Here is a 13,602-nt window from a genome sequence, read left to right on the forward strand (position 1 = left end):
CGGGACCGGAGTCAACATGAAAGCAACGTTTACACGTTGGGCGTTTACGGTGCCGCTGCTGGCGGCACTGATGGCGGTGTCGGTCTACACGCTGGGCTATTCGCTGTACCTGGCGCTGCACGATATCGACATGATGGCGCCGCCGCCGTTTGGGTTTGTCGGGCTGGCCAATTTTATCGACGTGCTGCAGCAGCCGCGCCTGTGGTTTTCGCTGTGGCATACGCTGGTGTACGTGGCGGCGGCAACGCTTATCGAGCTGGCGCTGGGATGCGCCGTCGCCCTGTTTATCAGCCGCGATTTTCCCGGCCGCAAACTGACGCGGGCGCTGCTGCTGCTGCCGATGATCGTCACGCCCATCGTCGGCGGCCTTATCTGGCGCATTTTTTACGATCCCAACGCCGGCTTGTTTAATTACCTGGCCGGCCTGCTGGGCATCGCCCCCGTCGACTGGCTCGGCAATCCGTCCTATGCCATGGCGTCGCTTATCGTCGCCGACGTCTGGCAATGGACGCCGTTTATCATCCTGCTGGTATCGGCCGGCCTGGACTCGTTGCCGCAAGAGCCGCTGGAGGCGGCGGAACTGGACGGCGCGCGCGGCTGGCGCCTGCTGGCCTATATCAAACTGCCGATGCTCAAGCCGATTATCCTCATCGCCCTGTTCCTGCGCATGATTGACGCCTTTAAGTCGTTCGATCTGATTTATGTCATGACGCGCGGCGGGCCGGCGCTGGCCACCGAAACCACCAACATGTTCGCCTACCTGACCGGCTTTCAGGATTTTCGCATCAGCGAAGCGGTGGTGATCGCCATCATCAACACGCTGCTGGTTATCCTGGTGCTCTCCATGGCAAGCAACCGGATTATGAAAGATGCCTGATTCTCTGAAACGCACCGGCCGCTGGGCGGGGTTTTATGCCCTGTTACTGCTTATCCTGGCATTTTTCCTGCTGCCGATTTTCTGGCTGGTGTCGATGTCGTTCAAAACCTATATCGACGCGTTCGCCATGCCGCCCAGGCTGTTTTTTACGCCCATCCTGGACAACTACGCCACCGTACTCGGTAACAGCGATTTTATCCGCGCCTTCTTTAACAGCGTGGTGATCTCCCTGGCCGCCACCCTGCTGTGCCTGCTGCTGGGGGCCTTGTTCTCCTACGGGCTGGTGTTTTTTGTCATCAAGAAGGCGCGCGCCAAGCAATTTATCATGAGCCTGCGTTTTGCCCCGGTGATCATGCTGGTGCTGCCGGCCTACTACCTGGTGACGTCCCTCGGCCTGACCGACAGCTACCTGGTGCTGATTGCGGTCTATACCCTCGCCAACGTGCCCTTCACCATCCTGATGATCACCACGTTTTTCGAGGATATTCCGCCGGAATTACGCGAGGCGGCGCTGGTGGACGGGGCCAGCGAATGGCAGGTCTTCGCCCGGATCATTCTTCCCCTGGCCCGTACCGGGCTGGCCGCGTCCGGGGTGCTGACGCTGTTTTTTATCTGGAATGAGTTCCAGATCGTGCTCACCCTGTCCGGCGAATCCACCCAGACCCTGCCGGTGGCCATCACCTCGTTCCTCACCTTCCAGGGCACCGAATGGGGGCCGCTCACCGCCGCCGGCACGCTGGTTATGCTGCCGATGCTGGTGCTGGGACTGCTGGTGCAAAAACATCTGGTCCGGGGTTTAACCATGGGCGGCGTGAAATAACGCCCGACCACCCTACAACAGGAGAGCCGGACGATGGCTGCCATACGCTTACGCAATGTCTTTAAAAGTTATCACAACACCCAGGTCATCAACGGGGTCAACCTGGATATCGAGCATGGGGAGTTCTGTGTGTTTGTCGGCCCCTCGGGCTGCGGCAAATCCACCTTGCTGCGCATGATAGCCGGGCTGGAAACCATCAGTTCGGGAGATATTATTATCGGCGACCGGGTAGTCAACCGCCTGCCGGCTTCGGAGCGCGGCGTGGCCATGGTGTTCCAGAGCTATGCCCTGTACCCCCATATGTCCATTTTCGACAATATGGCCTTCAGCCTGAAGCTGGCCAAGGTCGACAAGCGGGAGATAGCGCGGCGGGTGCACGACGCCGCCGGCATCCTTCAGCTTGACCCGCTGCTCGACCGCCTGCCGAAGGCCCTGTCCGGCGGCCAGCGCCAGCGCGTGGCCATTGGCCGCGCCATCGTGCGCGACCCGGAGGTCTTTTTATTCGACGAGCCGTTATCCAACCTGGACGCGTCGCTGCGCGTCGCCACCCGGGTCCAGATTGCCAAACTGCATCATGAGCTGGGCAACAGCATGATTTATGTCACCCATGATCAGGTGGAGGCCATGACGCTGGCTGATAAAATCGTGTTGCTCAACAGCGGCGCCGCCATGCTCAGCCAGGGTTCCATTGCCCAGGTCGGCCATCCGCTGGCGCTGTATCACCACCCGGTCAATCGCTTTGTCGCCGGTTTTATCGGGTCGCCCCAAATGAATTTCCTGGCGGCGAGGTTAACCGGCGCCGGTGCCGACCGGGCGACGGTCACCCTGGACGGAACCGACGCCGTCGAGCTTTGCGTCGACGCCAGGCTCGCCGACGGCGACGACGTCTGTGTGGGCATCCGTCCCGAGCACCTGCGGCTGTGCGCGCCGCAGGACCGGCAGCTGTCGGGGCGTATCCAGCACATTGAACATCTGGGCGAAGCGGCTTATTTATACATTGCACTGCCGGACCGCGAGCCGGTGATACTCCGGCACGGGGAAGACCGGCGCCTGGCATTGGGCGATACGGTGGATCTCGCCATCCCCGCCGACAAGGCGCACCTGTTTGACGGCGCGGGCAACGCTTTCCGGCGCACCGTGGATATTTAGCCTGCGGCGGCGTGGGCGGCGGCGCGGCGGCGGCGACCCCCGCGCCCATCCGTTACCGTTGCCCGTAACACGTCCACGTTAGAGCAATGATTACAGAGATTATTCACTGAATTTGTCATAATATTGCCAATTTTCTTCTGCAGGCGGGCTATGATAATATCAGTAGCCATTTAGAAACCGAAAGAATAATCTTATGACCTATCTGTACCTGTTAATAGCAATAATTTCTGAAGTCATAGCCACAAGTTCGTTAAAAGCCTCCGCGGGTTTTACCAAAATGTACCCTTCCATTATCGTTATTGTCGGGTATTGTATTTCTTTTATATTGCTTTCCCAAGTACTCAAAACCATGCCCGTGGGCGTCGCTTATGCGGCATGGGCAAGCTTAGGCATTGTATTTGTTGCCGTTTCAGGTTATTTCTTTTTTGACCAAAAGCTCGATATCTATGCCATACTCGGTATGTTCATGATCATTGGTGGTGTTTTGGTCATGAATGTTATTTCTAAAACCACTAATCATTAATTAGCTTATAATATCATTCTTTTTATTATGGGGAATATAATCAAGCATGCCTGGCAGCCATCATGATTGTGGAAAATGAAATATCGCATAGTTATAATATTAAGCTTCGTCCATTAGAACGGGAAGATCTGCATTTCGTTCATCAGCTGGATAATAATGAAACTGTCATGCGTTATTGGTTCGAGGAACCTTACGAGGCTTTTGTCGAACTTAACGACCTTTATGACAAGCATATCCATGACCAAAGCGAACGGCGGTTTATCATCGATAAGGAAGGTGTGGGCATCGGCCTGGTGGAACTGGTTGAAATCAATCATATCCATCGCCGCGCCGAGTTCCAGATCCTGGTCGACCCGGCCCATCAGGGGCACGGCTATGCCAGCATTGCCGCGCAGCTGGCCATGAACTATGGATTTATGGTGCTTAACCTGCATAAGCTGTATCTGATTGTCGATCAGGAAAACGAGAAGGCCATCCATATCTACGGCAAGCTGGGTTTCAAGGTCGAAGGCGTATTGCTGAAAGAATATTTTGTCAACGGCGAATACCGCAACACCATCCGGATGTGTATTTTCCAGAACGAATATCTGGCGAGTAAGAAAAGATAACAGGATGCTACCCGGCTGGCGCCGCCCGCGCCATGGGGAGCCGCCTGTCGCGGCAAGCGAACCCAAAATGCGGCGCCTGGCGCGAAGGGCGCTTAAAAGACATTATCCGCAATGGGCTTATGCATATAGAGGCTCAGGGGATCATCCGGGTAAGCGCCAAAACGGCCGACGCGGCTGAAGCCCTGTTTTTCATACAGCGCCACGGCATCCATCTGGTAAATGCCCGTTTCCAGATACAGGTCGCGAAATCCCTGGCCGCGCGCCCAACCCTCCAGCCGCGTCAGTAATGCCGAGGCAATACCGCAGCCGCGAAAAGCCGGATCGACATACAGGCGTTTGATCTCCGGCAGCTTATCCTCGCCCACAAACAGGCAGACGCAGCCGGCGGCCCGCATGCCCGCCCGCGCCAGCCAAACCCGCACCCCGGCTGCGCGCAGCGCGCCGATCGGCAGGCCATGATTGCTTTGCGCCGGGTACAGCGGTATTAAATACGCGTCGAGCGCGGCGACCAGGCGGGCAAACTCCGGGTCGCTGGCCTCAACCGGCATGATGCGCACGTCCATACCCTTCCTTGCGGTGACTTTTATATATTTATATTATAAAATTCCCTGGTATTGAACACCTCAGAACTGCAGTTAACGTAAAAATCATCCACCAAAGACATCGCGTTATCCAGATAAACTGAAATATCGCAACCGTAGTTAATTTTGCTTTTTTGCAGGGTATTGGTCGGCAGGGTCTTATTGATACAGGTGATCGCCGCCTTACAGCCGCATTTATCGGCGATAATCACCCGTTCCGGCGTAATAAGGTTTACATTCCAGCCCGCCTTGATCACCGTGGTCCGGATATCAACATCCTGGCCGGACACCGCCGCCACATCGCGCATGATGTCGACCTGCTCAAGAATAAAGGCCTTGACTGAATCGGCATCTAAAATAACCTTCTGATAAGGTTCAAGAATTTTACTCAGCACCCCTTTAACCATCAACGTGATTTCAGTATCTTTATTGAACTGGAAATAGGACCCGTAACCGTCGGTAAAGACCAGTTCCTGCCGCTTATCAAAAAAAATCGGCGCCAGGTCAATTAATTTATCATGGATCTGCGCATCAAGCTTCAACGCCGCGCCCTGATCCGAGCGGTGATGGTTAGACCAAAGCTTAACGGCATCAGCGATTCTGTTATTGGCTACATAAGACATGGCATAATAATTAGTCTTTAGGAATTTATTAACTTCAATCAACTTTTTGAATAACACATCCGATTGGATAAAACTCAGATTGAATTCGCGCGCTAATGTCGCCTGCGTCAGAAAAGGATTGCGCAGCATCAAATAGACCGCGTCCAGCAGCAGATCGTCGCCAAAGTCAAACTGGCGGATAAATCTTAAGGCGCTGTGGGGGAACGTATTCATCTCATCTCAAGTCCCATGGCATGTTGCCGTTGTTCGGTAGCCACAACAGGGCAACGGTTATCCTTCCGATTAACTCGTTCCAAAGGGTTTGCGTTTAAGGAGTATCGGCAGCGGGGCGTGAATATTTAGCAAAAAAACGTGAAAAGAGTGCGCAGGGTTGACAGCAGAGGTCGTAATGGGGAAACGTGGCCAGGGGGGCGGGCGGGTTTCCCCCGCCCGACCGGGGCCCCGCGACGTGGCAGGCCCGCTAACACCTTACTTGCTTAAGGCCGGCTTAAGCCACCACCATCGTGGTCTTGGTATTCACCAGTTCAAACAGCACCACCGTCCGCGACGGACAGGTATAGGCATGGCCGAAACCAAAGCTATGCTCATTGATATCATCCGGCTGAAAGGTATCAAATATATGCCGCCAGCCGTACCCGTGCGCCACCTCCGGCAGGGTAAAGACCAGATTCTCGTGGGAGGCGCTGAACAACAACAGCACGGTACTCTGCGATCCCACCCGCAGCAGCCCGGTAGGCTGCGCGCGACCGTCCAGCAGCATGCCGATGCTCTTCAGATTGGCGTCGCCCCAGGCCTCCTCCGACATTTCCTCGCCGTTGGGCTGCACCCAGGTCACATCCTTAATATTGAGCTTCTCATTGAGCTTGCCGCTGAGAAAACGCCCGCGATGCAAAATCGGAAAACGGTTGCGCAGGGCAATCAGCCGGTAAGTAAATAAAATCAGCGATTCGCCCTTATCGTTGATCTCCCAGTTTACCCAGCTGATATCGCTATCCTGGCAATAGCCATTGTTATTACCCTGTTGGGTACGGGCAAACTCATCTCCCGCCAGCAGCATCGGCGTACCCTGCGAGAACATCAGCGTCGCCAGCATATTGCGCATCTGGCGCAGCCGCAGCTCGTTAATCGCCGGGTCGTCGGTGGGGCCTTCGACGCCATAGTTGGCTGAAATATTATCACTGTGGCCGTCGCGGTTATCCTCGCCGTTGGCGTCGTTATGCTTATGCTCGTAGGACACCAAATCGTTAAGCGTAAAACCATCGTGGGCGGTGATAAAGTTCACCGACGCATGGGGTTTACGGCCGCGATGATTGAAGATATCGGCGGATCCGGCCAAACGGGTGGTAAAGTCCGCCAGTTGCCCTTCGTCGCCGCGCCAGAATTTACGTACCGAATCGCGATATCTGTCGTTCCATTCCGACCAGCCCGGCGGAAAACCACCCACCTGGTAGCCGCCCGGGCCGCAGTCCCAGGGTTCGGCAATCAGCTTGCACTGGCTCAGGATGGGGTCCTGGCGGCAGGTGTCCAGAAAGCCGCAACCTTCGTCAAAGCCGTACGCCTCGCGCCCAAGGATAGTCGCCAAATCGAAACGGAAGCCATCCACCTGCATCTCGGTGGCCCAGTAGCGCAAGGAATCCGTCACCATCTGCAGTACCCGCGGGTGGCTCAGGTTAATGGTGTTGCCGGTGCCGGTATCGTTAATGTAATAACGTTTCTCCTCGGGGAACAGGCGATAGTAGCTGGCATTATCGATACCTTTGAGCGACAGCGTGGGCCCAAGCTCGTTGCCTTCGGCGGTGTGGTTGTACACCACATCCAGGATCACCTCGATACCCGCGGCGTGCAGCGTGGCGATCATCTGTTTAAATTCATTGACCGTCGAGGTGGCCATATATTGCGGATGGGGCGCAAAAAAGCATAGGGTATTGTAGCCCCAGAAATTATGCAGCCCGTTTTCCTGCAAATGACGATCGTCGGCGAAGGCGTGGATCGGCATCAGTTCAATGGCGGTCACGCCGAGTGATTTAATGTAATCGACAATCTGCGGCGTGCTCAGGCCGGAGAAGGTGCCGCGCTGATGCTCCGGCACCGCCGGGTGGCGCATGGTATAGCCGCGCACATGGGTTTCATAAATGAGCGTTTTTTCCCAGGGGATGAAACTTTTGCCGTTGGCCGGCCAGGAAAACGCCGGGTCGATCACCCGGCATTTCGGCATAAAAGGCGCGCTGTCGCGCTCATCCAGGCTCAGATCCTTATCTTCCGCCTCGAAGTCGTAGGAAAACAGCGCGTCATCCCACTTCAGCTCGCCCCAGATCTGTTTGGCATAGGGATCGAGCAGCAGTTTGGCGGGGTTGAAACGATGTCCTTCCTCGGGGGCATAAGGACCGTGCACCCTATAGCCATACAGCAGGCCGGGACGCGCGTCGGGCAGGTAGCCATGCCAGACCTCGTCGGTATATTCCGGCAGCTCTATCCGGTCATACTCCTCCCCCTCCTCGGTGAACAGGCACAGCTCCACCTTGGTGGCGTGGGCGGAGAAAATGGCGAAATTGACGCCCAGTCCGTCCCAGGTTGCTCCCAGCGGTACCGGCATGCCTTCCCTGACGCGCGTTTTGCGATCCGCGTCCAGGCGGCTGATAATGTCATGATCGCTATTGGGATGGGCAATGCGCACCCCTTTATTATCAATGGTCACCACCACCTGATTATCCACTTTGCTCGCCATGGTGGTGGTAGTGGTCGGAATAACAATTTCGTTAACCTTCTTCGACGATCCCTTAGCCATCAAACTCGTCTCCTGCGCATAATTTTTAGTATATCCAGTCACAATGCCGACCGCCGCCCGCAAGGTCTGCCAGCATGCGATGGACAGTCAGATAATCAATATAGTTCCTGCCGGTGAAGGCATGAGGTAAACGGCACGACGGCCGGGGAAATTGGAGTGGTAAGACACGCCTTATTGGAGTGTAGTACCGGTTCGCGGTTATGCCAGAAGCGCACGGCAATGTTTCAGCCCGGCCATCCGCGCCGGTAACCACCGGATGACGGCGCCATGATGTGATATCCTTTTATCCACAGCGTAACGGCATTTGTTTACGACTCAGGCAATAGGACCCTATGATGAATATCAATAAAGATACCCTGTTATGCATGTCTCTGGCCGCCCGCCCCGGCAATTTCGGCACGCGTTTTCATAATTATCTCTATGAAAAGCTCGGTCTGAACTATATCTATAAAGCCTTTACCACCCGCGATCTTGCCGCCGCCATCGGCGGCGTCAGGGCGCTGGGCATCCGCGGCTGCGCGGTGTCGATGCCGTTTAAAGAGGACTGCATCCCCTACCTGGACGAGCTTGACTCCTCGGCGCGCGCCATCGAGTCGGTGAATACTATCGTTAACACCGACGGCTATCTGAAAGCCTATAACACCGACTTCATCGCCATTGAGCGCCTGCTGGCAAAGCATCAGGTCAGCCCGGACAGCGCCTTTGCCCTGCGCGGCAGCGGCGGCATGGCGAAAGCCGTGGCCGGCGCGCTGCATAATGCCGGGTTCCGCCAGGGGGTGATTATCGCCCGCAATGAAAAAACCGGCCGTCATCTGGCGGAACTCTACGGCTACCGCTGGCAGGCCGATGAAACCGGGCTGGACGCCGCGCTGCTGATCAACGTCACGCCGGTGGGCATGGCGGGCGGCGCCGGGGCCGAAGAGCTGTCCTTCAGCGAGCCGTATATCGCCCGGGCCGGGCGGGTGTTCGACGTGGTGGCGCTGCCGGCGGAAACTCCGCTGATTCAATATGCGCGCCTGCATGACAAAGCCGTGATTACCGGCGCCGAGGTGATTGCCATCCAGGCGCTGGAACAGTTTGTGCTGTATACCGGCGTGCGTCCCGACGACGCGTTGGTGGAACGCGCGGCCGCCTACGCCCGCGGCTAACGTGGTGCAACCCATGCACCACTATCGTTCGCGCTGAACGGCGGGGAAAGACGGTCAGCGCGGATCCTTTGCAACACATTGATTATTCAAGAGCTCATCGCTGTTTCTCTGTTGGCATATTACTTGCTTATTAATTAGTTAATTAATTAATAAGCTTTATCAAGCCAACCGGAGAGTATCAGAATGACCGTCGACGAAGTAATAGCGCGTTTCGAGCAGGAGCGCGAAAAAATATGGTTCGAGCAGCCGGACGAAGTGCGGGATCTGGGCAAGGGTATTGTGCCGCGCGGTACCGGCGCGCGCGGGCAATACCTGAGCACCATTATTTTCGCCGAGGGGGAAGCGCGCACCATGGCCGACGAAATGCTGTGGGGCCTGATCCGCGTGGCGGAGGATACCGACGCCGATTTGGCGACGCTGCAAGCCATCATTAAGGAAATCATCGGCTATAAAGCTGACTTTTTTGATTTTGTCAGCCTGCCCCACGCGGCCGCCATGATCCATCTGTATGTGGATACCGCCTGCCAATGCACCACCCTGCATGACCTGTGCCGGTTGTCGCATGCGGCGCTGTCCTACGCCAACCGCCTGCATATGTGGGTTGATTTTATTCTGCCATGGGGCCTTGGCGACGGCTTCCGCCGGGTTAAACCGGCCTGATCCCCCTTATCTTATTTCCTTTTACGCTATCATCAGGTGCCAGAATGAAACTCAGAATGAACGTTGCGGACGAACCTATTTGCATTATCGAGGTATGGGAAGATAAAGTGCCCAACCTTGTTAAAGAACTGCGGGCCAAATTGCCGATGAAAAGCGTCTTGCAGCACGGCAAGCTTATCGGCGATATGGTGTTTTTCACCATGCCCATCGTCGCCCCGTGGGAAAATAAATTCAAAACCGAAGAAGTGGGCAAAATGCGCCGGGAAAAATACGGCAAGGTTACCGGGTCGGTGTGTTTTTACAGCCCGCGCCAGCAATTTTGCGTCGTGTACGGCGATGATACCGCCGAAGAGCCTTTGCCTATTTCGTATATCGGCGAAGTTATCGAAGGCGACCTGCAGTTGCGCGTCACCGGCCTGGAAACCTGGTTTGACCAGGGCCGGGTGGTGGAACTGGAGATTATTGAGTAAGCAGTTCGCGTATCGCTTGCTCGATAACGGCGGTTTCCGCGGCAAAACGTCCGGGCGCGCCGGCGCAGTGGCCGTAGTCGGACGTAAGCGGCCGCCATTTCCCCTGTTTAAGCCATGAAAACTCCTTAAACGCCTCCTCCTGGGTGAAATACTGGTCGGTATTGCACGGCATCACAATGGTCCTGGCGGTAACCGCCGCCAGCGCCGCCTGAAGGCTGCCGCCATATCCCGGCGCCCGTCCCGCGTCGGCATCCTGCCAGGTGCGCAGCATGCACAGCAAGTCGTTGGCATCCCACGCCTGATGATCGCGCTCCCAGTCCCGCAACAAATCCTCGCGCGTGGCGAAGTGGAGCCGCTGATACAGCGCGTCGCGGTAAAAGGCCGCGCTATAGGCCCACCCGGCATAGACCCGGCCGAACGCCGCCAGCCCGGCCAGCGGCGGGGAGGCATAATGGCCGTCATTGAACGCCGGGTCCGCGCGCAGCGCCGCCTTCACCCCTTCCAGAAACACATGATTCAGCGGCCAGCAGCGCGCGCTGCCGCAAATGGGCAGTAGCGCCCGAACCGCCGCCGGATAGGCCGCGGCCCAGTGCCAGGCCTGCATCGCCCCCATCGACCAGCCGCATACCAGCGCCAGTTGCTCAATACCCAGATACTCGGTAATCAGCCGGTGCTGCGCCCGCACGTTATCCCCTACCGTCACCGCCGGAAACAGCGGTCCGCCCTGGCGCGGGGAGTTGCTGGGCGAGGTGGAAATGCCGTTGCCGAACATATTGACGGCGATAATGCAATGGCGCGCCGGGTCCAATGCCCGCCCCGCGCCGATAATCGCGCGGTAGGATCGGTGCGTGCCGGTGTACCACGACGGCAACAGCACGGCATTGTCGCGCCGCCGGTTAAGCCGGCCGTGGATTTCATAGGTCAATGTGGCGTCATAAAGCGTTGCGCCGCCTTCCAGCGCAAACGCGCCCAGGTCGCAGACGTGGTAATCCGGCATGATGCCTCCCTCCGGCGTAGCCGGTATGATAGATGTTAATTAATCAGCTAGTTAACTTGTTGCTGATTTCCCGCCTGTGGTAGTATTCACCTAATAAAACTGATTATCCCCATGCTGCAATAACGCCATTCAAAGAATTGGGCTGCCCGGACGCAATGTATGAAAACCAATGACATAAAAGAAAAAGTCGCGGCTAAAAATGGTAAGAATTTGCAAAACGATGTCGCTCATGCCCTGCAGGACTCCGCGCTGGAATTGTTTGCCAAACAAAATTACTCCTCGGTCCGCATCAAGGATATCGCCGAAGCGACCGGGCTTAATTCCGCATTGATTTATTATTATTTTGGCTCCAAGGAAAACCTATTTCTTAAGGTCATCGAATCCACGGTGGAAAAGGCCTTCGAGCAATTTGATTCCATCAAAATGAATGCGGATAATCCCAAGGACGTACTGTTCCTGTGGATCCAAATCCACATTTTGCAATTCTACCTGCTGCAGAAATTAGCCAAGATTAGCCTTGATTACGCCGGCACCAACGGTCGTACGCCCGATATCGACAAAGCCGTGAAGAAATTTTATGAAAAAGAGTCGGTGATCCTGAAAAACACCATTAAGGACGGCATCGCCGCCGGCGTTTTCCGCGAGGTCAATCCGGTGGATATGGCGATGTTTATCTCCACCTTTCTCGATGGGGTGTTATTTCGCACCGTCATGTTTCCTACATTCAAATATAAACACGCCATTAACTGTATGCGGGACTTTGTCTTCGAGCATCTGGACGTCAAGACGAAATAAATCCGGCGCGCCGCCGGCCACGCGGCGGCGCGGGGATAATCGGGTTATTAAAGAACGCCGGCGGCGCCGGACCTCAGTGCGCGAACAGCTGGCCGATATCCTTGAACGCCTTGAACTCCAGGGCGTTCTGGCAGGGGTCTAGCAAAAACATCGTCGCCTGCTCGCCGATTTGCCCTTTGAAACGAATATAGGGTTCAATCACAAAGGCGGTGCCGTGGGCGGTCAGCCTGGCCGCCAGCGCTTCCCAGTCGTCCCAGGCCAGTACCACGCCAAAATGCGGCACCGGCACATCGTGGCCGTCCACCGGATTGGTATGCGCGTGCTCCTGGCTCGGGGTTTTCGGGTGCTCGTGGATAACCAGTTGGTGGCCGAAAAAGTTAAAATCCACCCACTGCTCGCTGCTGCGTCCTTCTGCAAGGCCAAAAATTTCACCATAAAAATGGCGCGCGGCGTTCAGGTCGTAAACAGGAATTGCCAGGTGAAAAGGTGCAACGGACATAGCTTGACTCCTCTGATGGTATTAAAGATCGATCACTAAACGTGTAGAGCGCGCCCGTGAGCAGCACAGCATGATTTTGTTGTTCGCGTCCTTCTGCGCGGCGCTGAGGTACTCATCCCGGTGATCCGGTATGCCCGCCTTGACCCCGGCCAGACAGGTGCCGCAAACCCCCAGTCCGCACGATACTTCCACCGCCACCCCCGCCTGGTTAAGCGCCTCGGCAATACTCAGATCGGCGGGTATCGGGATAACCGCGCCGGTGCTGAAAATCTCGACGTCAAACGTGGTCTCTCCGCGCACCTCCGGCGGGGTAAAAGACTCATAAAAACACGCCTCGGCGGGAATTTCCGCCGCGGCGCATTGATCGCGCACGCTTTGCATAAACGGCAGCGAGCCGCAGAAGTACAGACTGAACCGGCCGTGCCGCCGTTGCCAGTCGCGGATCACCACCGCCAGGGACTGCTGATAATCCGCGTCGGCAGGGGCTGCGCCGTCCCGGCAATGGGGGACGATATGCCGCGCAAGCCGCGTATAATCCGGCTGTTCCATAAAGGCGCCGAGGGTGTCGGGCCTGCCGTAATAGTGCAACCCGAACTCCCGCCCCTGCGCCCTAAGCGTCAGCGCCATCGCCAGCAGCGGTGTAATGCCGATACCGCCCGCCAGCAGCAGCGCCGGCTCCCGCCGCTCCGCCAGCGGGAAATCATTGCGCGGCGCGGATATCCAAAGGCTATCCCCCCGCTGCAGGCTATCGCGGATATAGCTGCCGCCGCCACGGGAGCGGCGGGCGGCCAGGATCGCCAGCCGGTAGCTATCGCGCCGCGCCGGATCGCCGCATAACGAGTACTGCCGCAGCAGTCCGTCCGCCAGGCGCAGCTGGATATGCGCCCCGGCGGAAAACGGCGGCAGCGGCGCGCCGTCGGAACGGGCCAGGGTGAGAAACACCACCCCGTCGCCCCGGTGGCTTTTCGCCACCACCATGACCTCAAAAAAATGCTGTGATACGTTCATAAATCGCCGCCCTGCCGGCATCGCGACGGTGGAACGCATCCGCCGCCGCGTGGTTTAAC

The 13,602-nt window shown here is 56.8% G+C and carries 15 protein-coding genes; 9 read left to right on the forward strand and 6 right to left on the reverse strand.

Annotation, left to right across the window (positions count from 1 at the left end):
* Positions 1–16: 16 nt before the first annotated feature.
* The 5 genes from ACL2XQ_RS20780 to speG all read left to right on the forward strand — a co-directional run bounded on the left by ACL2XQ_RS20780 (position 17) and on the right by speG (position 3,977).
* A complete protein-coding gene (locus ACL2XQ_RS20780; protein WP_410013786.1) occupies positions 17–877 on the forward strand; it encodes a carbohydrate ABC transporter permease in 861 nt (286 codons plus the stop codon).
* Positions 870–1,697 (forward strand): carbohydrate ABC transporter permease, encoded by an 828-nt coding sequence (locus tag ACL2XQ_RS20785; protein ID WP_410013785.1) that lies wholly within the window; start codon positions 870–872, stop codon positions 1,695–1,697. Before ACL2XQ_RS20780 ends, ACL2XQ_RS20785 begins: the two co-directional genes overlap by 8 nt.
* A 33-nt stretch (positions 1,698–1,730) precedes the next feature.
* Positions 1,731–2,846, forward strand: coding sequence for an ABC transporter ATP-binding protein (locus ACL2XQ_RS20790; protein ID WP_410013784.1), 1,116 nt, complete (start codon positions 1,731–1,733; stop codon positions 2,844–2,846).
* A gap of 193 nt (positions 2,847–3,039) precedes the next feature.
* Positions 3,040–3,369, forward strand: coding sequence for a DMT family transporter (locus ACL2XQ_RS20795; RefSeq protein WP_410013783.1), 330 nt, complete (start codon positions 3,040–3,042; stop codon positions 3,367–3,369).
* A 62-nt stretch (positions 3,370–3,431) separates the two neighbouring features.
* Entirely contained in the window at positions 3,432–3,977 is a 546-nt protein-coding gene (speG, locus tag ACL2XQ_RS20800) for a spermidine N1-acetyltransferase (RefSeq protein ID WP_410013782.1), read from the forward strand.
* A 92-nt stretch (positions 3,978–4,069) separates the two neighbouring features.
* Here speG and ACL2XQ_RS20805 read toward each other — a convergent pair whose 3' ends face one another.
* From ACL2XQ_RS20805 to glgX, 3 genes are all read right to left on the reverse strand, one after another.
* Positions 4,070–4,540 (reverse strand): GNAT family N-acetyltransferase, encoded by a 471-nt coding sequence (locus ACL2XQ_RS20805; protein ID WP_410013781.1) that lies wholly within the window; start codon positions 4,538–4,540, stop codon positions 4,070–4,072.
* A gap of 20 nt (positions 4,541–4,560) precedes the next feature.
* Entirely contained in the window at positions 4,561–5,394 is an 834-nt protein-coding gene (locus ACL2XQ_RS20810) for a hypothetical protein (RefSeq protein ID WP_410013780.1), read from the reverse strand.
* Positions 5,395–5,668: 274 nt separating this feature from the next.
* Positions 5,669–7,966, reverse strand: a complete 2,298-nt coding sequence (gene glgX / locus ACL2XQ_RS20815) for a glycogen debranching protein GlgX (RefSeq protein ID WP_413739639.1) — start codon at positions 7,964–7,966, stop codon at positions 5,669–5,671.
* A 332-nt stretch (positions 7,967–8,298) separates the two neighbouring features.
* On the opposite strand from glgX, the gene ACL2XQ_RS20820 reads away from it, so the two are divergent.
* The 3 genes from ACL2XQ_RS20820 (at position 8,299) to ACL2XQ_RS20830 (ending at position 10,244) form a co-directional block, all read left to right on the forward strand.
* Positions 8,299–9,114 (forward strand): shikimate 5-dehydrogenase, encoded by an 816-nt coding sequence (locus tag ACL2XQ_RS20820; protein ID WP_410013778.1) that lies wholly within the window; start codon positions 8,299–8,301, stop codon positions 9,112–9,114.
* A 183-nt stretch (positions 9,115–9,297) separates the two neighbouring features.
* Positions 9,298–9,774, forward strand: coding sequence for a hypothetical protein (locus tag ACL2XQ_RS20825; protein ID WP_410013777.1), 477 nt, complete (start codon positions 9,298–9,300; stop codon positions 9,772–9,774).
* A gap of 44 nt (positions 9,775–9,818) precedes the next feature.
* The gene (locus tag ACL2XQ_RS20830) at positions 9,819–10,244 is read left to right on the forward strand and encodes a hypothetical protein (RefSeq protein WP_162366696.1); all 426 of its coding nucleotides are present in this window, start codon (positions 9,819–9,821) and stop codon (positions 10,242–10,244) included.
* Here the strand turns inward: ACL2XQ_RS20830 and ACL2XQ_RS20835 are convergent.
* Positions 10,234–11,241, reverse strand: a complete 1,008-nt coding sequence (locus tag ACL2XQ_RS20835; protein ID WP_413732062.1) for an alpha/beta fold hydrolase — start codon at positions 11,239–11,241, stop codon at positions 10,234–10,236. The genes ACL2XQ_RS20830 and ACL2XQ_RS20835 overlap by 11 nt on opposite strands.
* Positions 11,242–11,400: 159 nt before the next feature.
* Between ACL2XQ_RS20835 and ACL2XQ_RS20840 the strand changes: the two genes are divergently transcribed.
* Positions 11,401–12,036, forward strand: a complete 636-nt coding sequence (locus tag ACL2XQ_RS20840) for a TetR/AcrR family transcriptional regulator (RefSeq protein WP_410013775.1) — start codon at positions 11,401–11,403, stop codon at positions 12,034–12,036.
* Positions 12,037–12,109: 73 nt separating this feature from the next.
* Here the strand turns inward: ACL2XQ_RS20840 and ACL2XQ_RS20845 are convergent, their stop codons facing one another.
* Both ACL2XQ_RS20845 and ACL2XQ_RS20850 read right to left on the reverse strand, forming a co-directional pair.
* Positions 12,110–12,535: a VOC family protein gene (locus ACL2XQ_RS20845; protein WP_410013774.1), complete on the reverse strand. Its 426-nt coding sequence runs from the start codon at positions 12,533–12,535 to the stop codon at positions 12,110–12,112.
* Positions 12,536–12,556: 21 nt separating this feature from the next.
* Positions 12,557–13,543: a PDR/VanB family oxidoreductase gene (locus ACL2XQ_RS20850; RefSeq protein ID WP_413721307.1), complete on the reverse strand. Its 987-nt coding sequence runs from the start codon at positions 13,541–13,543 to the stop codon at positions 12,557–12,559.
* Between the last annotated feature and the right edge of the window lie 59 nt (positions 13,544–13,602).

The sequence above is a fragment of the Sodalis sp. RH14 genome, from assembly GCF_047324285.1.
Taxonomy (GTDB): domain Bacteria; phylum Pseudomonadota; class Gammaproteobacteria; order Enterobacterales; family Enterobacteriaceae; genus Acerihabitans.